Below are 18,109 nucleotides of genomic sequence, written 5' to 3' on the forward strand. Positions count from 1 at the left end.
TTTGTGAGCGGTCAAACCATTCTAGTCGTTGACGACGAGCCCGGGAATCTGGCCGTCATGGGAGAAATCCTGGCGGACGGTTACAAGCTGGTGTTTGCGCGTAACGGCAGCGAAACGCTGGCGGCAGTTGTGAAACACCGCCCGGCCATGGCGTTGCTCGATATCGGGTTGCCTGATATCGACGGCTTTGATCTTTGCCGAAAGATCAAACAGATCGACGCAACCCATGCCATCAAGATTATTTTCGTCACCGCCTACACCGATATGGCGCATGAAACGGCAGGCTTCGAGGCCGGTGGCGTCGACTATATCGTCAAACCGGTTTCGCCATCGATTGTCCGCGCGCGCGTGGCCGCACATCTCTCCATGGTGCGCGCCACGGTGCTGGAACAGAGTTACCGTGACGCGATTTTAATGCTAGGTCAGGCCGGACATTACAACGATACCGATACGGGTGCGCACATTTGGCGAATGGCAGCCTATGCCAGCGCTTTGGCGCAAGGCTGCGGATGGGATGCCGAGAGCAGCGCGCGCCTGGAATTGGCCGCCCCCATGCATGACACAGGTAAGCTGGGCGTACCGCGGGAAATTCTGTGCAAAGCGGGGCCGTTGAATGAGCAAGAATGGGCTGTCATGAAAACGCATCCGCAAATCGGATACGACATTCTGAGCAAGAGCAATGCGCCGATATTTCAGTTGGCTGCCGAAATTGCCTTGCGTCACCATGAAAAATGGGACGGCAGCGGCTATCCAGACGGTCTGAGCGAAAAAGACATACCTGAGTCGGCACGTATTGTCGCGCTGGCAGATGTGTTTGACGCGCTCAGCATGAAGCGTCCGTACAAGGAACCGTGGGCAATCGAGCGGATCGTCGAGCACATCAATGCTGGCGCCGGGAAACACTTTGATCCGAAGCTCGTGAGCGTTTTCTCTGAAAAGCTACCCGAGCTTCTTGAGATTCAAAGCAAATGGTCTACCGCGGAGTAACTTCAAAACCCATCGGCAAAAAAACACCCCTGTGAGAGGGGTGTAAGACTAGCGTTGTTCCGCTGCGATAACCTGCGCGGCTGCATTGACAACAGCCGCGATGCGACCGACGTCGCGCAATTGCATCGAGCTCATGCCTTCTTTCACCAGCGTGTCGAAGTGCGATTTCACGCAAAAATGGCACTTGCCGATGATGGACGAGGCCAAGGCAAACATCTCGAAGCGGCGCTTGTCGACGCCGCCGTGCGTCGCATAGGCATTCATCCGCAGACCAGCGGGTTGCCCCTTCAAATCGTTGTTCTCGGCCATTTCAACGTACGGATACCATACGTTATTCATTCCCATCAGCGCCGCGGCGGTGAGCACGCCCTGGGTCTCTTCCGGCGACAGCACACCTGAATTGCGAATCGCGTCAATGATCTGCGGGCTCTTGGCGGCGAACGCCGCAGCCAGTGCCACGCCGACGGCATCATTGCCTTCCAGCGACGAACGCGCGATCGTGCCGTCGAGGTTCAGACGAATATCCTTGGCATAGTCGGGAATCAATTCTTTAATCGAAGCGAGGAATTCCATTGAAAGCTCCTATCGGTCCAAGTTAAAAAAAGCCCGCCGTAGCGGGCCTGCTCGCTATATTACAGCGTCGAACCACCAACAGCGCGGTTACATGGGCACAGTTCGTCCGTTTGCAAGCCGTCGAGAATCCGCAGGATTTCTTCGGTGTTACGGCCGACGTTCAGGTTGTTCACCGAAACGTGCTGGATGGTGTTATCCGGGTCGACGATGAAGGTCGCACGCAATGCCACGCCGGCTTCCTTGTCGCGCACGCCGAGTTGGTCGATCAATTGACCTTGCACGTCGCCGAACGAGTAGTGGTTCAGCTTGCTCAGGTCCGGGTGCTCACGACGCCATGCCAGTTTGACAAATTCGTTGTCCGAGCTGCCGCCCATCAGAACCGCGTCGCGATCTGCGAAATCGTTGGCCAGCTTGCCGAATTCGACGATTTCCGTCGGGCACACGAAGGTGAAATCCTTCGGGTAAAAATAGATGATTTTCCACTTGCCCGGAAACGACTGCTCGGTAATGGTTTCGAACGCCGATACGCCATTTTCTTCGTGATGGTTAAAGCCCGGCTTGGCCGCACCAACGCTGAACGCTTCGAGTTTATCGCCAACTGTTTTCATGCAAATGCTCCTGGGGATAGTGAGTAAAGTGGGATATCCACTTTACTGCGTGGACATAACGGAAACGTTACACTCCGACAACTATACATCTATTGATGATGGTATTCAATAGTTTTTATCAATCACTCGATAGTTTAACGATATCCGAAGGCAATCTCGGGGGCACGAACGTATCGCTTGTACCGAAGTCATGTGCCAACTCATGTGCCGATTTATATGCCAATCCGGGCAGGGAAGGTCACGGTGACCTCCAGACCAGGGCCGGGATCGCGGTTGGCGATGCGCAAAATGCCGCGATGGCGATTGACCAGCCGCAGCACGATTGCCATGCCCAGGCCCGTCCCGTCCGCCTGGGTTCGCGCCGCCTCCACGCGATAGAACGGGCGGGTGAGGAGTTCAAGCTGGTCTTCGGGGACACCCGCGCCTTCGTCGAGCACGGACAATTCGACTCTCTGAAACGAAACCGACGTGCGTATGGTTACGTGGGCAACTCCGTCCTCGGCGCTACGCCCGTATTTGCGAGCGTTCTCGATCAGATTGCCCAGCAGCCGTCGTATGTCGGTCTGGTCACCCTCGATAATGGCGCGCTCCGCCAGCACCAGCGTGAGGTGAACGCCTTCTTCGCTACCCAGCCGCGACGCGCTGTCTGCCGCCAAGGCGGACAAGTCGACGGCTTCCGGGATGCGCTGCGCCGGTCGTGCGTAATCGAGGAACAAGCCGATGATTTTATCCATCTGCTCGATATCGTCGGCCATCGCATCTTTGGTCGCTTCGTCGGCCGGGCTCATCTCGGTTTCAAGCCGCAACCGCGCGAGCGGCGTACGTAAGTCGTGCGAAATGCCGGCCAGCATCAACGCACGATCCGCGTCAAGCTGCGCCAAGGCACTGACCATTTGGTTGAAGCTGCGATTGGTCTCGGCCGCGACCCCCATGCCGCGCTCGGGCAAGGGATCGGGTATCTGACCCGCGCCCAGCTTGCGGGCCGCCAAGGCAAGACGGCCGAACGGCCGATTGACAAGACTCGTGATAAACGCTGCGCCCAGCAGGGAAAGACCGAGCGCAAACGTACCCCAGCCTACCCACTGCAAGCCGCTGACGTTATCGAGCTGGTCGCGATCCAGCGCCACCCAGTAATCGTCGTCGTCGATCTTGAAGCTGATCCACACGCCGGGGATGTCGTTGACCGAGGCCGCAATCACGGTGTCCGCACCGAGCCGGCTGCGCACGTTCGCTTCGATCAAACGGGTTTCCGACTGATCGGGCTGCAGTTTGTATTTGTCGGTGGCCTCGCGCGGGTAAACGCGCACGCCTTCGTTACTCTCGAGATCCTGCAATAGAGCACGGCGTAAATCGGGATCGGAATAAAGCAGTGCGGTGCGGGTCAGCTTGACCACGCTGATCAATTGCAAGGCAACGCGCTGTGCGCGGGGTTCGCGCTCGATCACGCGAAAACTCTGGAACCAGGCCGCCAAGCTGACCGAAATCAGCAACGCGATCAAAAGGAAGGTGCGCCAAAAAAGCCCGCCGAACGCGAGCGTGATCGTACGGCGACCTGTCAGCATGCGCAAATCCGCTTACGACACAGGGCCGCACGCGGTGTCGTCCGCGCGGCAACGCGCGCTCGCGTGCACGACAGCGGCCACACCCGCGCCCGCGACGCCGTGCAGCCTGTCACGCGGGCCCTCATGCGATCTTGATGCTCAATTTCACGCTGAATTTCACCTCGGGTTTCACGCAGCGCCATCGGGGATGAACACGTAGCCCAGGCCCCACACCGTCTGGATAAAGCGCGGGCTGCCTGGATCAGGCTCGATAAGCTTGCGTAGCCGTGAGATCTGTACGTCCAGGCTGCGATCGAATACTTCATATTCGCGGCCCCGTGCCAACTCCATCAGTTTTTCTCGTGACAAGGGTTGTCGCGGATGGCGCGCAAACACCTTAAGCACCGAGAATTCACCTGTGGTGAGCGAAATTTCCTGGCCGCTTTTGGTCAGGGTACGATTGGCGAGATTGAGCGCGAAATCGCCGAACTCGAACACTTCGGCGGTTTCGGACGGCGCGCCCGGCAATTCGGCCGGGGTTTGGCGGCGCAGTACGGCGTGAATGCGAGCGACCAGTTCACGGGGGTTGAACGGCTTGGGCAGATAATCGTCCGCGCCCATTTCGAGGCCAACGATGCGGTCGACGTCTTCGCCTTTGGCGGTGAGCATGATGATAGGCGTGCGATCGTTGCTGCCGCGTAGCCGGCGACAGATCGACAAGCCATCTTCGCCTGGCAGCATGAGGTCGAGCACCAGCAAGTCGAAGCGCTCGCGCACCCAAAGTTTGTTCATCGCCGTGGAGCTTTCGGCGACGTAGACGTTAAAGCCCTGTTCGCCGAGATACCTGCGCAGCAAATCACGCAAGCGCGGATCGTCGTCGACGACCAGAATTTTTGATGGGTTTTTGGTTTCCATAGTGTCATCTTAGCGTGGTTCGCCTCCGCCGTTATTTTGGCGAGGCTAGGGGTAACAAAGGGTTACACACTTTACCAGCCTACTTCTAACCGAAAACGGCGTGGCGCGTACACTCATTTCGGGGTGAAGCTGGGTTAAAAGCTTGGGTTAAAAACGTGGCCTGCTTACCTGGCTCGCTTAGGTGGCTCGCTACGTGGCTCCATCACGCAGGTCGGTTAGGTGTATTGATTCCGCCGGTTGATAAACGTTTAATGCTGGACAAGTCATTTCAAGGCTAATCATGTTGGCGCATTACAAGCTGGGCCTCGCAATTCTGATTTTATCCGTAGCGGTGCTCAACGCAGGGCTAGGGTCGGCACAAGCGGCTGAAGACACGCCAGGCGCAGCTTCTGCGCCGACGGCCGGCAGCCATCGCTTCCTTTCGGGCCCGACCAACGCGAGCGATGCGGAAGTCGCGCAACGACGCGCCGGCCATATGAATGTGGCGGAACGCAAATTATTGCGCCAGCACGTTGAAGACGCCGCGCGCGAAGGCTACAAGCGCTGACGGAACTCAACCTCGATAGTCTCGTACAAGAGAATGTGGCTCTGAATTGGGTTGCCGAATTTGGCTCCATCCAGGGCATGTTATCCGAGTCAGTGTTATCCCTCGCATCGACCAACATGAGCAGCAAGGTTTTCCCAGCATCGCACCGAGCGACCGTATTAATCGCGGCTCTTTTTAGCGCGTGCCTGCTGATTTCCGGCACGGCGATGGCAACTGCCATGCAACCGGCACGACAGGCCAAGACACATCGCAAGGCCGTGGCAGTCGCGGCCATAGGCTTGGATACCGACGACGCGCGCTTCTTGCTGGCGCGAACCGGTTTTCAGCCCGACGAGAACGAGGTACGTCCGTTTGTCGGCCTGAGCCGTGAGCAGGCGGTCGATCGGCTGCTCACGGGCACGCTCACGCGAGCCGTGACTCTGCCGCCGGATTGGGTCAACGAACCCGCCGCAAATCGGGATGAACGAAATAAGTACACACCCGATGAGGTACGCGACCGTCAGCGTCTACGCGCCAAACGCTATGAGGAATTGCGAGCCTGGTGGGTGCGCGAAATGATCGTGACGCCGTCGCCGCTGACCGAACGCATGACCTTGTTCTGGCATAACCATTTCACCTCCGGGCAGGACAAGGTCCGGCGCCCACAGCTGATGTATCAGCAAAACGTACTGCTGCGCCGCGACGCGCTCGGCAATTTTGGCGACATGCTGCACGCGGTGGCCAAAGATCCGGCCATGCTGATCTATCTCGATGGTGCGAACAGCCGCAAAGGCCGTCCCAACGAGAATTTCGCGCGCGAGGCGATGGAGTTGTTCTTGCTGGGCGAAGGGCACTACAGCGAAGCGGATATCAAGGAAGCGGCACGCGCCTACACGGGTTGGAGCATCGATCCCGATACGCTCGCTTATATGTGGCGGCCTCAGTTTCATGATACGGGCGAGAAAACCGTGCTGGGGCAGACCGGCGATTTCGATGGCGACCAGGTGCTCGATATTTTGCTCAGCCGTCCGGAAACCGCAACCTTGATTAGCGCCAAATTGTGGCGTGAATTCGTTTCACCTACTGTCGACTACACCGAATTGACGCCGATAGCGGATGCGTTTCGCGCCAGCCACTACGATATCAAGGTCGTGTTGCGCCGCTTGTTTCTGAGCAAAGGTTTCTGGGCACTCGACAATCGCGCAGCGCTCGTGAAATCGCCGGCAGAATTCGTCGTAGGCACGGTGCGTCAATTCAATTTCAGCTACGACAGCACGCAGCCCCTGGCCAATGCCATGCGCAGCCTGGGCCAAAACCTCTTCTACCCACCCAACGTCAAGGGCTGGCCTGGCGGTTCCAGTTGGATCGACAGCTCGACACTGCTCGCGCGCAAACAGCTCACCGAACAATGGATGCGGGCCAGCGAGGGGGCGCGTACGCAAGCCGCCATGGTCGCGGTCGCAGCGAGTGCAGCGAACAGCTTGTCGGCCCGCGCCGCAGCGCAGGAGTCCACACGTCGCGCGGCCAGCGTGCGTGCCGGCATCCGCTTCGACCTGGACGCGTGGCTGGCGCAGTTTGAGCTGCAACCGCAACAGCAACCGTCGCTATCGCGGGAGCTGCAGATGCAAAAGGCCGTGCTGCCAACGACGCCGTTCGATCCTGTCGAAGATGGCGTGACCAGCGAAGCCTATTTGCAAGCGTTGCTGATGGATCCCACGTATCAACTCAAGTAAATGTTGTTGACCCATAGGACGCCCGGCGTGGCTGTCGCCTGGGTGGGCGCTCGGTGCTGTGCTAGCGAGGTGTTTCATGAATCGACGTGACTTTATTGCGCTTGCAGCGAGCCTCGGCGTGCCGCTGAGCTGGTCTTCGGCGGCCAACGCTGACGCTAACGCCGCGGACAGGCGCTTGACGCCCGGCTATGACAACCTGTTGATTCTGATCGAACTCAAGGGTGGCAACGACGGACTCAATACCGTCATTCCGTACGCGGACCCGGCGTACTACAACCTGCGTCCCAAAGTAGGTATTGTGCGCGGGCAGGTCATCCAGCTTGACGAGCGTACGGGGCTGCACCCATCGCTGCAGGCCATGATGCCGATGTGGAAATGCGGTGAACTGGCGATCGTCCAGGGTGTCAGTTACCCTGCACCCAATCTTTCGCACTTCCGCTCGATCGAGATCTGGGATACGGGTTCGCGCTCAGACGAATTCCTCACGCAGGGCTGGTTGACGCGCGCTTTTTCCGAGCGCGCCGTGCCGCATGGTTTTGCTGCTGACGGCGTGGTAATCGGCAGCGCGGAGATGGGGCCGCTGGCCAATGGGGCACGTGCCATTGCACTGGTCAATCCGGAGCAATTTTTGCGGCAATCGCGTTTGGCGATGCCGGCCCGTATCCACGAAACGAATCCCTCGCTCGAACATATCCTGTTGGTCGAAAACGATATCCTGAAAGCCGCTGACGGGCTGCGACCGCGCGAAGGCCAATATGCATTCAAAACCAGTTTCCCTGGCGGTGCATTCGGTACCTCAGTGAGGACGGCGATGCAGGTGCTGGGCGCGGCCGACACCACGACAGGCCAGCCCATCGCGGGGCAGGGCGTCGGCGTGATCCGGCTCACGCTCAACGGCTTCGATACGCATCAGAATCAGTTGGGACAACAAGCGAGCCTACTCAAGCAGCTGGCGGACGGTATGGTCGCGCTGCGCTCGGCGCTGGGCGAACTCGGACGCTGGCAATCGACCTTGATCATGACCTACTCGGAATTCGGACGGCGGCCGCGCGAAAATCAAAGCGAGGGCACCGATCACGGTACGGTCGCGCCTCATTTTGTAGCGGGCGGTCGGGTACAGGGAGGCTTGCACGGCGTGCCGCCCGTATTGGCGAGCCTGGACGGTAGCGGCAACTTGCCGGTAGGCGTCGACTTTCGTTCGATTTATGCGACCGTGCTGGAGCGCTGGTGGGGTTTGGATTCGTTGCAGGTGCTCGAAAAACGCTTCACGCCTATGCCTTTGCTGCGGGCTTGATCTGGATCGGTTCGTTTGCCGATGTTTTGGGCGCAGGTTCCGGCACATCGGATTTCGGCACGACTTTCGGGGGCGCCGAAACCCAGTGCCATGAACTCAACTTGGCGCCATCGAAAAGACACTCCGCCGAGGCGGTTTTTTTCGGGGTAGGAGTTTTGAAGTAGAAGAATCGCGCAATCGCACCGGAATTGCCTTCGACCTCGGCGCCGATGAAAACCCGCTTGCCGTCGTGGCTCTGCGTGGCATAAACGATCTTGAAGGCGGGGTCGGTGCGCCATTGATCATCTGCCTGAACCGCTTGTTTGCAAGCGGCAAGATTGCTGCTATCGAGCGAGTATCGATCGATGGCGCATCCGCTGCTCGCAAGCGTTGCCAACGCGGCCACTATTCCAAGCAAGATTCGAATTTTCATTGACGTAGAAATATCTCGCTGTGTACGCCGTCGACTTCCACGGCCAATTCGCCGCGCGCGCCATTGATATTGCAGAATTGCCAGCAATCGAGGAATTCGGGTGGTGCGACCGAGAGGACTTGAACCTCCACAGAATTGCTTCCGGCAGGACCTAAACCTGCTGCGTCTACCAATTTCGCCACGGTCGCCCGAAGCGCGAGATTATACCCTGTGAACACCTGCTAAATCCAGCACCATGCGGTGCACTTCATGTAGTGGGATGGCGCGGCCAACCGCGGTTATCATCACCGCTTCCCACTTATCTTACCCACGACCGCGTGAACTTCGACCACTATTGCCAACAAAAAGCCGCGCCTGCCGGCTCCGCCGTGTATTACACCTTGCGCCAGGCGAAGGCTGCCGACCGGCCCGGTCTCACCGCGCTATTCGCATATCGGCGCGAGCTCGAAGAGACGATCGAGACCTGCAGCGAGGTCGCAGTCGGGCAAGCCAAACTCGTGTGGTGGCAGCGCGAACTGCAAAGCCTGGCAGGTGGCGCCGGCGCCGCGCCGGCCCATCCGGTGACGCGCGCGCTAGCCGCACATCTACGGGAACCCGCGAGCGAATTGGCCGCCTTGCAAGCGGTGGCGGACGGATACGCGATGGATCTCGAACAAGCGCGTTATCTTGACTACGCGGGACTCAATCAATACTTGCTCAAGGTGGGTGGCCAAGGCGCGCTGCTGATAGCGCGCGGCGCAGGCATACGCTCAAGCGCGGGGCTTGAGGCCGCCGCTCAGCTCGGTCACGCACTGACGCTCACACAACTGCTGCGCGATGTCGGTCAACACGCCCGGCATGGCCGAATTTATATCCCGGTCGACGAGTTGCAGCGCTTTGGGGTAACCGCGGCCGATGTGGTCAATCGCCGCTATAGCGAGGCTTTTTCAGCGCTAATGGCATTCCAGGTCACGCGCGCGCGCGACGCGATTCAAACCGCACTGGTCAAACTGCGGACGGATCCGGCCACGTCCCGTGCCGCGCGAGCCACGCTGGGGGCGCAGGCTGCGATTGCATTGGCGACGCTAGGCGAAATCGAGGCCTCACACTTTCAGGTCTTGCATCAGCAGATTTTCCTGACGCCTTTGCGCATGCTGTGGCTGACGTGGCGTGGCGCGCACTGATCTCTAGCGTTGTTGCGCCGCCTGCCATAGCAGCCCAATCTGCTGGGCTGCATTGGCGAGCAAATCCGGCGCCTGTGCGACGCATTCCTGCAAGGTCATGGGGCCGGCCGTCAGCGAAAAACACCCGGCAAAATGTTGCGTCAACGCATTGAGCGCGCGCGCGTCGATCGCGCCGGAAAGCAGGGTGCTCGGCACGTTGGCTTCGCGTGCGAAACGGCTCGCCACGTAAGGCGCTTTGCCATGCAGAGATTGCGCATCGCTGCGCCCCTCGCCGGTAATCATCCAGTCGGCGCCGCGCAACAAATCGGGCAGTCCCACGTGTTGCGCCACGACATCGGCGCCATGCTGAAATTGGGCGCCAAGCAGTTGCAGCGCAAAGCCCAATCCACCGGCAGCACCCGCTCCGGGCGAGCGTTGAGCGCTGCGCCCTAGCGCCGATTCAAGCAAGTCAGCGCACGCTTGGAGCACCGCATCGAGCTGCTCGACCTGCTCGGGCCGCACGCCTTTCTGTGGTCCGAAAATGGCTGTTGCGCCGAGTGATCCGCACAAGGGATTGTCGACATCGGACATGGCAATCAATTCGACTTGAGCCAGACGAGGATCGAGCTCGCTGACGTCGACGCTGCTCAAGCGAGCCAAGGCTGCAGGATGAGGTTCGAGCAAGCGCCGCTCGGCATCATAAAAGCGCACACCTAATGCCGCGAGCATGCCCGCGCCGGCGTCGTTGGTGCTGCTGCCGCCCAGCGCAATCAGGAAACGGGTCGCGCCCGCATCGAGCAAGGTCTTGATCGCTTCGCCCAGGCCGATGCTCGAGCGCATTTCGATCGGCTCGGCCATGCCCACCGGATCGGTGATGCCGACGATCTCGGCCGTCTCGACGACCGCGGTAACGACCTGCGCCTGATCCGTGAAAAGCCCCGTGGCGGCTTCCCGCAGCACGCCTGTGGCGCCTCGCACGGTCAATTGACGTGTGGTGCCGCCGCGCGAGAGCAGCGCCGCCAGCGTGCCTTCGCCGCCATCGGCCATCGGGCAAGCGTGCAGCGTAGCGTGCGGAAAGACGCGGCGCAGGCCCACGCTCATCGCGGCACACGCTTGTTCGGCGCTCAGCGAACCTTTGAACGAATCAGGGGCAAGAACGATGATCGGTGCTGACGGCATATTGGGCATAAGGGACGGTTGCGAAGAGTCGAATGGGGCGCATGGCGTAATAATGAGCGCAACAACGCAGCGTCCGATAATGTAACAAAGTCCGGGCGTTTGCGATCAAAACTGCGATTTCGGTGTGGGAAGGCAATACTTTGCTAAAATATCAGGCTTTCCAGACTTGCCTGGATAAACTGGACACACCAATAAGGCGCGGCTTGACCTGCGCAGCACCTGTTGAAGGGCTGCATTAGGCACGGTCATTACTGCGGCATGATCACTTTAGGACGGATTGAATTCATGACTAACGTTGTAGAAAACCTCGGCAAACTCGAACGTCGCATCACGATCTCCTTGCCCAAGGACGCGGTTCTGAAGGACGTAGATGCCCGCATTCGCCAACTGGCAAAGAATATGAAGATGCCGGGTTTCCGTCCAGGCAAGGTACCGCTGAAAATGGTCACTCAGCAGTACGCGGGCCAGGTCGAGGCGGAAGTCTTGAGCGATCGCGTCGGCAAGGAATTTTTCGCGATCAGCCGCACCGAAAACCTCAAGGTCGCCGGACAGCCGCGTTTTGCGCCCAAGGAAGAGCAGCCGGAAAACACCTACACGTTCGACGCGACCTTCGAGGTTTACCCCGAGGTGAAGCTGGGCGACGTGTCGGGCGCCGAGATCACCCGCACCGTGACCACGATCGGTGACGCGGAAGTCGACCGCACGCTGGAAATCCTGCGCAAGCAGCGCGTGCACTATCACGCTCGCGGCGAAGCCGGTGAGCATGGCGATGGCGGCAGCGAACTGGCGGCAAAAGAAGGCGATCGCGTGACCGTCGACTTCGTCGGCAAGATCGACGACGTGGCATTCGCGGGCGGCTCGGCGGAAGATTTCGCGTTTGTGCTCGGTGAAGGCCGCATGTTGCCCGAGTTCGAGAAAGCGGCGACGGGCTTGAAGATCGGCGAAAACCGCGAGTTCGACCTGAAGTTCCCCGAGGACTACCACGGCAAGGATGTGGCCGGCAAAACCGCGCAATTCACGGTCACGCTCAAGAAGGTCGAATGGCCGCATTTGCCGGAAATCGATGCCGAATTCGCCAAGACGCTGGGCATTGAAGACGGCGACATCGCCAAGATGCGCACGGAAATTCACGACAATCTCGAACGCGAAGCCAAGCGTCGCACCCAATCGCTCTTGAAAAATCAGGTGATGGACGCACTGTTAAGCATCTCGGAACTCGAAGCGCCGAAAGCGTTGATCGAGCAGGATCAGGAGCGTCTGGTCGAAATGGCGCGCCAGGATCTCGAGCAACGCGGCGTGCCGAACGCGGCTGATGCACCGATCCCGGTTGAAATGTTCAAGGATCAGGCCGAGCGACGTGTGAAGCTGGGCCTGGTGCTGGCTGAGCTGGTCAAGGCGAATGGCCTGGAAGCGAAGCCGGAACAGATCCGCGCCGAAGTCGACGAATTCGCAAAAAGCTATGAAGACCCGAAAGAGGTCGTGCGCTGGTATTATTCGAATCAAACGCGCCTGGCCGAGATGGAAGCCTATGTCGTCGAAAGCAACGTCGTCGACTTCGTGCTTGGTAAGGCCAAGGTAAGCGACAAGCAGGTCGGGTTCGAGGAGCTCGCTGGTCAAGCCGCTTCTTAAGGGGTCATGCCCCACGGTTTTCGTGCCGACTCCGAAGAGGCGGCACGAAGCACCTGCGGTGCTGTTCGACCATGCTTGTCATGACAGGGCTCGTTGGCATTTGCCGGCGGGCCCCTTCAAATTTAAGGACTGATTGCATGACGTTTCGCACCGATTTGCTAAACCAGATGGCGGCTCAATCTTCCGCTCTCGATACTCAGTCGCTGGGCCTCGTACCGATGGTCGTCGAGACCAGCGGCCGCGGCGAGCGCGCCTATGACATTTATTCGCGCTTGCTCAAAGAGCGCGTGGTGTTCCTGGTGGGCGAGGTCAATGATCAGACCGCCAATCTGGTGATCGCCCAGTTGTTGTTCCTCGAAAGCGAAAATCCTGACAAGGACATCAATCTTTATATCAATAGCCCTGGCGGTTCGGTATCGGCCGGCATGGCAATTTACGACACGCTGCAGTTCATCAAGCCCGATGTTTCAACGCTGTGCATGGGCTTGGCTGCTAGCATGGGCGCTTTTCTGTTGTCGGCAGGTGCCAAGGGCAAGCGTTTTGCGCTGCCCAATGCCCGTGTGATGATCCACCAGCCTTTGGGTGGCGCACGCGGACAGGCGTCCGATATCGAAATTCAGGCGCGCGAAATATTGTATTTGAAAGAGCGTCTGAACAATCTGTTGGCCGAGCATACCGGCCAATCTGTCGATCGCATCGCCCGCGACACCGACCGCGACAATTTCATGTCGTCGGAAGATGCCAAGAGTTACGGATTGATCGATTCGGTGCTGCTCAAACGGACCTGATTTCCCAGGTCGGATTTCAGAGCGGCTAGCGCGACCCGATCGCTGCGCTGTGTGGGGCCAGTGCCCCCGCAGCAGGCAATCGGCGTATTATGTAGATTACATGTCCGGAGGCTTGAAACTATATGGCGGACAAAAAGAGCGCCCCCAGCGAAAAGTTGCTGTACTGCTCATTCTGCGGCAAGAGCCAGCATGAGGTGAAAAAACTCATTGCGGGTCCGTCGGTGTTCATCTGCGATGAATGTATCGACTTATGCAATGAGATCATCCGCGATGAAGCGCAAGGCACAGGTTCGGAGTCCGGCATCAACCGGTCCGATCTGCCGAGCCCGCAAGAAATTCGCGATATCCTCGACCAATACGTGATCGGTCAGGAACGCGCCAAGAAAATTCTTGCTGTCGCGGTGTACAACCATTACAAGCGCCTCAAGCATCTCGAGCGTAAAGACGAGATCGAGCTTGCGAAGAGCAACATCCTGCTGATCGGACCGACCGGTTCCGGCAAGACTTTGCTCGCGCAAACGCTGGCGCGCATGCTGAACGTACCGTTCGTGATCGCCGATGCGACCACGCTGACGGAAGCCGGCTATGTCGGCGAAGACGTCGAAAACATCATTCAGAAATTGCTGCAGAACTGCAACTATGAAGTCGACAAGGCCCAGCGCGGCATTGTTTATATTGATGAAATCGATAAGATCAGCCGCAAATCGGACAACCCGTCGATTACCCGCGATGTATCGGGCGAAGGCGTGCAGCAGGCTCTGCTGAAGTTGATCGAAGGCACGATGGCTTCGGTGCCGCCGCAAGGCGGGCGCAAGCATCCCAATCAGGATTTCATCCAGGTCGACACCACCAATATCTTGTTTATATGCGGTGGCGCGTTCGACGGTCTCGAGAAAGTCATTATTGACCGTACCGAGAAAACGGGTATTGGCTTTGGCGCAACAGTCAAATCAAAGCAGGAACGCGATTCGGGCGAGGTATTGCGCGATGTGGAACCGGAGGATTTGATCAAGTTCGGTTTAATTCCCGAACTGATCGGACGTTTGCCGGTAGTCGCCACCTTGGGCAAGCTCGACGAAGCCGCTCTGATGACGATCTTGATCGAGCCGAAAAACGCCGTCGTGAAGCAATATCACAAACTCTTTGCCATGGAGCATGTCGAACTCGAAATCCGTCCCGACGCGTTGCAGGAAATTGCACGTAAAGCCATACGCCGCAAGACCGGCGCACGCGGCTTGCGTTCGATTCTCGAGCAGGCGTTGCTGGATGTGATGTACGAGCTGCCAACGATGAAAGGGGTCACCAAGGTCATTATTGATGACAACGTGATCAATGGCGAAGGTAAGCCGCTGCTGATTTATTCGGATACGCCTAAAGTGGCGGGATCCAACTAACTCGGAAGCTGCCCATCTGGAAAGCCGTTCATGGCAACGTGAACGGCTTTTTGTTTCTGTGGTTTGATGGCGATATCGGCGCTGGAATCGTCACATAACCACAGCGCCGTGCCCGGCGCGTAAAAATTGTTTTTCGAATTACTTATTTCTGCGATAACGTGGCTTGTAATACCCGTAGTCGACCGCATGTAGGTCTCAGGACAGAGGGTGTATACCCGTGTCGGACCTAAGGTTTTAGTCGCAATTTAGTTGCTTTAGCATTTTTACTCACGGGGAAATGAAATGTCAGGAACCCAGCTGCTTCCTACGGAACAAACCTCACTTCCGCTGCTGCCGCTGCGCGACGTGGTGGTATTTCCACATATGGTGATTCCCCTGTTCGTGGGCCGTCCAAAGTCGATCAAAGCGCTCGAGACGGCAATGGAAGGCGGCAAGCACATTATGCTGGTCGCCCAGAAAACGGCTGCGAAGGATGAACCGACCGCAAAAGACATGTATGACGTCGGTTGCGTAGCGAACATCTTGCAGATGCTCAAGCTGCCGGACGGCACCGTCAAGGTGCTGGTCGAAGGGCTGCAACGCGCCCGCACGATTTCGATCGAAGAAGGCGAAACGCAGTTTTCTTGCGAAGTCATGCCGCTCGAGCCCGATCAGGCCGATAGTGCTGAGACCGAAGCGCTGCGTCGTGCGATCGTTTCGCAATTCGATCAATACGTAAAGCTCAACAAAAAAATCCCTCCGGAGATCCTGACTTCGCTGTCCGGTATCGACGAAGCCGGTCGGCTGGCCGACACCATTGCGGCCCACTTGCCGCTCAAGCTCGATCAGAAACAGCACATCCTCGAGATGCTGCCGGTGATCGAACGTCTGGAACATTTGCTGGCCCAGCTCGAAGCCGAAATCGACATTCTGCAAGTCGAAAAACGCATTCGTGGGCGCGTCAAACGCCAGATGGAAAAGAGCCAGCGCGAGTACTACCTGAACGAGCAGGTCAAGGCGATTCAGAAAGAATTGGGCGAAGGCGAAGAAGGCGCGGATCTCGAAGAACTCGAGAAACGCATCACTGCCGCACGCATGCCCAAGGAAGCCAAGAAGAAGGCCGATTCCGAACTCAAGAAGCTCAAGTTGATGTCGCCGATGTCGGCCGAGGCCACTGTCGTGCGCAATTACATCGACACCTTGATCGGCCTGCCGTGGCGCAAGAAAAGCAAGGTGAACAACGAGCTGTCGAATGCCGAGAAGGTACTCGACCAGGATCACTTCGGGCTTGAGAAGGTCAAGGAACGGATTCTCGAGTATCTGGCAGTACAGCAGCGTGTCGACAAACTGAAGGCGCCTATCCTGTGCCTGGTCGGGCCTCCGGGTGTCGGCAAGACGTCGCTTGGGCAGTCGATTGCTCGCGCGACCAACCGCAAGTTCGTGCGCATGGCCTTGGGTGGCGTGCGTGACGAAGCGGAGATTCGTGGTCACCGTCGCACGTACATCGGCTCAATGCCGGGCAAGATTTTGCAAAGCCTGACCAAGGTCGGAGTGCGCAATCCGCTATTCCTGCTCGACGAAGTCGACAAGATGGGGCAAGACTTCCGCGGCGATCCGTCGTCGGCGTTACTGGAAGTGCTCGATCCCGAGCAGAACCATACGTTCGCCGATCACTACGTTGAAGTTGATTTCGATTTGTCGGACGTGATGTTCGTCGCGACGTCGAACTCGCTGAATATTCCGCCTCCGTTGTTGGATCGGATGGAAGTGATCCGCTTGTCCGGCTATACGGAAGACGAAAAGATCAGCATCGCGCAACGTTACTTGCTGCCCAAGCAGAAAAAGAACAACGGCCTGAAGGAATCGGAAATTGTCGTCGCGGAAGAAGCGCTGCGCGACATCATCCGCTACTACACGCGTGAAGCTGGCGTGCGGTCGTTGGAGCGTGAAATCTCGAAGATTTGCCGCAAGGTCGTCAAGATCCTGCTGCTGAAGAAATCGGATCATGCGCTCACCGTCGACGGCAGCAATCTCGATACGTTCCTGGGCGTGCGCAAGTACGATTTCGGCTTGGCCGCGAAGCAGAATCAGGTCGGGCAGGTTACCGGCCTGGCGTGGACCGAAGTGGGCGGCGATTTGCTGACCATCGAAGCCGCAGTGATGCCGGGTAAGGGCGTCGTGATTCGTACGGGTTCGCTGGGCGACGTCATGAAGGAATCGGTTGAGGCGGCACGTTCCGTGGTGCGCTCGCGCTCGCGCCGGTTGGGCATCAAGGATGAGGCCTTTGAAAAGAAGGATATCCACATCCACGTGCCTGAAGGTGCAACGCCGAAGGACGGACCGTCCGCCGGTGTCGCGATGACAACGGCGCTGGTGTCGGTGCTCACGGGCATTCCCGTGCGTGCAGAAGTGGCGATGACCGGCGAGATCACGTTGCGCGGCGAAGTACTGCCTATCGGTGGCTTGAAAGAGAAGTTGCTGGCGGCTCACCGCGGCGGCATCAAGCTCGTGTTGATCCCGGAAGAAAACGTCAAGGACTTGGCGGACATTCCGGACAACGTCAAGAACAGCATCGAGATCGTTCCGGTTCGCTGGATCGACAAGGTGCTCGAGCTTGCGCTGGAACGGGTGCCCGAGGCGCTGGCTGACGAAGAAGTCAAGCCAGCGGCTACGGCAGCGGAACCTGCGGCTACACCCGCCGCGCCGGTAGCTGGCAGCACGGAAGTGGTCAAGCATTGATGATGCGCTGATCGCCTCCGAGCGATGTCTCACGAAAAGCCCACGGCGTGTCCGTGGGCTTTTTTTTGGGTCACGGCGAAGCATGGCCGGAGCCGCTCGACAAAAAGACCCGGCACAAAGTAGTGCTGACCAACGCAAAGCCTCGCCAGTATTGCCTGAGCGGCGTAAATTGCTTGACACCTTTTTTTCGCACTTGTCTAATCAGATCGCCAGCAAATTGCTGCGCTTAATACCGCCGGTCTGCTTCCCATCTGCCGTCGTCGTGGTGCATTCGATAAGCACCCGGGTGAGGCCTGCGGTCCGTCGCCCAACCCATCTCAGGTGCCCATAATGAATAAATCAGAATTGATCGACCACATTTCCGCCGAGGCAGACCTTACGAAAGCATCCGCCGGCCGCGCGCTGGACGCGATGATAGAAGGCGTCAAGGCGACACTCAAAAAAGGCGGCACGGTGACCTTGGTGGGCTTCGGCACTTTCGCCGTGGGCAAACGTACCGCGCGCACCGGCCGTAACCCTCGCACGGGAGCCGCGATCAAAATCAAGGCTGCGAAGGTACCTAAATTTCGCGCTGGTAAAGGCCTGAAGGATGCTGTAAACTAGCTGGCTTGGTGCAGTTGATTAACAAGGTTTTCCGACGCGATGCATCGCGTAGTTCGCCGGATAAATC

The 18,109-nt window shown here is 58.4% G+C and carries 16 protein-coding genes and 1 tRNA gene; 10 read left to right on the forward strand and 7 right to left on the reverse strand.

Annotated elements, in window-relative coordinates; translation table 11 throughout:
- Positions 1–3: 3 nt before the first annotated feature.
- Positions 4–987 carry an HD-GYP domain-containing protein gene (locus GSQ77_RS14295; RefSeq protein WP_158903316.1) on the forward strand — a complete coding sequence of 328 codons (984 nt, stop codon included), beginning with the start codon at positions 4–6 and terminating at the stop codon, positions 985–987.
- A gap of 48 nt (positions 988–1,035) precedes the next feature.
- Here the strand turns inward: GSQ77_RS14295 and GSQ77_RS14300 are convergent, their stop codons facing one another.
- From GSQ77_RS14300 to ompR, 4 genes are all read right to left on the reverse strand, one after another.
- The gene (locus GSQ77_RS14300; RefSeq protein ID WP_158903318.1) at positions 1,036–1,560 is read right to left on the reverse strand and encodes a carboxymuconolactone decarboxylase family protein; all 525 of its coding nucleotides are present in this window, start codon (positions 1,558–1,560) and stop codon (positions 1,036–1,038) included.
- A 59-nt stretch (positions 1,561–1,619) separates the two neighbouring features.
- Complete coding sequence (locus GSQ77_RS14305; protein WP_158903320.1) at positions 1,620–2,168, reverse strand: peroxiredoxin; 549 nt, start codon at positions 2,166–2,168, stop codon at positions 1,620–1,622.
- Between the two features lie 212 nt (positions 2,169–2,380).
- A complete protein-coding gene (locus GSQ77_RS14310) occupies positions 2,381–3,730 on the reverse strand; it encodes an ATP-binding protein (RefSeq protein ID WP_158903322.1) in 1,350 nt (449 codons plus the stop codon).
- Positions 3,731–3,898: 168 nt separating this feature from the next.
- The gene (ompR, locus tag GSQ77_RS14315; protein WP_158903324.1) at positions 3,899–4,624 is read right to left on the reverse strand and encodes a two-component system response regulator OmpR; all 726 of its coding nucleotides are present in this window, start codon (positions 4,622–4,624) and stop codon (positions 3,899–3,901) included.
- Between the two features lie 280 nt (positions 4,625–4,904).
- Between ompR and GSQ77_RS14320 the strand changes: the two genes are divergently transcribed.
- The 3 genes from GSQ77_RS14320 to GSQ77_RS14330 all read left to right on the forward strand — a co-directional run bounded on the left by GSQ77_RS14320 (position 4,905) and on the right by GSQ77_RS14330 (position 8,177).
- On the forward strand, positions 4,905–5,171 hold the full coding sequence (locus tag GSQ77_RS14320) for a hypothetical protein (RefSeq protein WP_158903326.1): 267 nt from the start codon (positions 4,905–4,907) through the stop codon (positions 5,169–5,171).
- Between the two features lie 218 nt (positions 5,172–5,389).
- The gene (locus GSQ77_RS14325; RefSeq protein WP_254067621.1) at positions 5,390–6,883 is read left to right on the forward strand and encodes a DUF1800 family protein; all 1,494 of its coding nucleotides are present in this window, start codon (positions 5,390–5,392) and stop codon (positions 6,881–6,883) included.
- 76 nt (positions 6,884–6,959) lie between these two features.
- Entirely contained in the window at positions 6,960–8,177 is a 1,218-nt protein-coding gene (locus tag GSQ77_RS14330) for a DUF1501 domain-containing protein (protein ID WP_158903330.1), read from the forward strand.
- Here GSQ77_RS14330 and GSQ77_RS14335 read toward each other — a convergent pair.
- Together GSQ77_RS14335 and GSQ77_RS14340 are read right to left on the reverse strand one after the other, a co-directional pair.
- Complete coding sequence (locus tag GSQ77_RS14335) at positions 8,155–8,589, reverse strand: hypothetical protein (RefSeq protein WP_158903332.1); 435 nt, start codon at positions 8,587–8,589, stop codon at positions 8,155–8,157. The genes GSQ77_RS14330 and GSQ77_RS14335 overlap by 23 nt on opposite strands.
- Before the next feature lie 101 nt (positions 8,590–8,690).
- A tRNA-Leu gene (locus GSQ77_RS14340) sits at positions 8,691–8,777 on the reverse strand.
- A 129-nt stretch (positions 8,778–8,906) separates the two neighbouring features.
- Between GSQ77_RS14340 and GSQ77_RS14345 the strand changes: the two genes are divergently transcribed.
- Entirely contained in the window at positions 8,907–9,752 is an 846-nt protein-coding gene (locus GSQ77_RS14345) for a squalene/phytoene synthase family protein (protein WP_158903334.1), read from the forward strand.
- A gap of 3 nt (positions 9,753–9,755) precedes the next feature.
- Here GSQ77_RS14345 and GSQ77_RS14350 read toward each other — a convergent pair whose 3' ends face one another.
- Positions 9,756–10,919 carry a glycerate kinase gene (locus tag GSQ77_RS14350; RefSeq protein WP_158903336.1) on the reverse strand — a complete coding sequence of 388 codons (1,164 nt, stop codon included), beginning with the start codon at positions 10,917–10,919 and terminating at the stop codon, positions 9,756–9,758.
- Between the two features lie 276 nt (positions 10,920–11,195).
- On the opposite strand from GSQ77_RS14350, the gene tig reads away from it, so the two are divergent.
- The 5 genes from tig (at position 11,196) to GSQ77_RS14375 (ending at position 18,042) form a co-directional block, all read left to right on the forward strand.
- Positions 11,196–12,539, forward strand: a complete 1,344-nt coding sequence (gene tig / locus GSQ77_RS14355; RefSeq protein ID WP_158903338.1) for a trigger factor — start codon at positions 11,196–11,198, stop codon at positions 12,537–12,539.
- Between the two features lie 137 nt (positions 12,540–12,676).
- On the forward strand, positions 12,677–13,327 hold the full coding sequence (gene clpP / locus GSQ77_RS14360; protein ID WP_158903340.1) for an ATP-dependent Clp endopeptidase proteolytic subunit ClpP: 651 nt from the start codon (positions 12,677–12,679) through the stop codon (positions 13,325–13,327).
- A gap of 122 nt (positions 13,328–13,449) precedes the next feature.
- The gene (gene clpX / locus GSQ77_RS14365; RefSeq protein WP_158903342.1) at positions 13,450–14,721 is read left to right on the forward strand and encodes an ATP-dependent Clp protease ATP-binding subunit ClpX; all 1,272 of its coding nucleotides are present in this window, start codon (positions 13,450–13,452) and stop codon (positions 14,719–14,721) included.
- 282 nt (positions 14,722–15,003) lie between these two features.
- Positions 15,004–17,439: an endopeptidase La gene (lon, locus tag GSQ77_RS14370; protein WP_158903344.1), complete on the forward strand. Its 2,436-nt coding sequence runs from the start codon at positions 15,004–15,006 to the stop codon at positions 17,437–17,439.
- 330 nt (positions 17,440–17,769) lie between these two features.
- Positions 17,770–18,042: an HU family DNA-binding protein gene (locus GSQ77_RS14375; protein WP_158903346.1), complete on the forward strand. Its 273-nt coding sequence runs from the start codon at positions 17,770–17,772 to the stop codon at positions 18,040–18,042.
- Positions 18,043–18,109: the final 67 nt, after the last annotated feature.

The organism is Burkholderia sp. L27(2015), from assembly GCF_009765705.1.
Lineage (GTDB): Bacteria > Pseudomonadota > Gammaproteobacteria > Burkholderiales > Burkholderiaceae > LMUX01.

Coding starts and splice junctions, on each gene's coding strand:
- lon (WP_158903344.1), top strand. CDS start 15,004: ATGTCAGGAACCCAGCTGCTTCCTACGGAACAAACCTCACTTCCGCTG.
- clpX (WP_158903342.1), top strand. CDS start 13,450: ATGGCGGACAAAAAGAGCGCCCCCAGCGAAAAGTTGCTGTACTGCTCA.
- ompR (WP_158903324.1), bottom strand. CDS start 4,624: ATGGAAACCAAAAACCCATCAAAAATTCTGGTCGTCGACGACGATCCG.
- GSQ77_RS14300 (WP_158903318.1), bottom strand. CDS start 1,560: ATGGAATTCCTCGCTTCGATTAAAGAATTGATTCCCGACTATGCCAAG.
- GSQ77_RS14350 (WP_158903336.1), bottom strand. CDS start 10,919: ATGCCCAATATGCCGTCAGCACCGATCATCGTTCTTGCCCCTGATTCG.
- clpP (WP_158903340.1), top strand. CDS start 12,677: ATGACGTTTCGCACCGATTTGCTAAACCAGATGGCGGCTCAATCTTCC.
- GSQ77_RS14305 (WP_158903320.1), bottom strand. CDS start 2,168: ATGAAAACAGTTGGCGATAAACTCGAAGCGTTCAGCGTTGGTGCGGCC.
- GSQ77_RS14310 (WP_158903322.1), bottom strand. CDS start 3,730: ATGCTGACAGGTCGCCGTACGATCACGCTCGCGTTCGGCGGGCTTTTT.
- tig (WP_158903338.1), top strand. CDS start 11,196: ATGACTAACGTTGTAGAAAACCTCGGCAAACTCGAACGTCGCATCACG.
- GSQ77_RS14320 (WP_158903326.1), top strand. CDS start 4,905: ATGTTGGCGCATTACAAGCTGGGCCTCGCAATTCTGATTTTATCCGTA.
- GSQ77_RS14375 (WP_158903346.1), top strand. CDS start 17,770: ATGAATAAATCAGAATTGATCGACCACATTTCCGCCGAGGCAGACCTT.
- GSQ77_RS14335 (WP_158903332.1), bottom strand. CDS start 8,589: ATGAAAATTCGAATCTTGCTTGGAATAGTGGCCGCGTTGGCAACGCTT.
- GSQ77_RS14330 (WP_158903330.1), top strand. CDS start 6,960: ATGAATCGACGTGACTTTATTGCGCTTGCAGCGAGCCTCGGCGTGCCG.
- GSQ77_RS14325 (WP_254067621.1), top strand. CDS start 5,390: ATGCAACCGGCACGACAGGCCAAGACACATCGCAAGGCCGTGGCAGTC.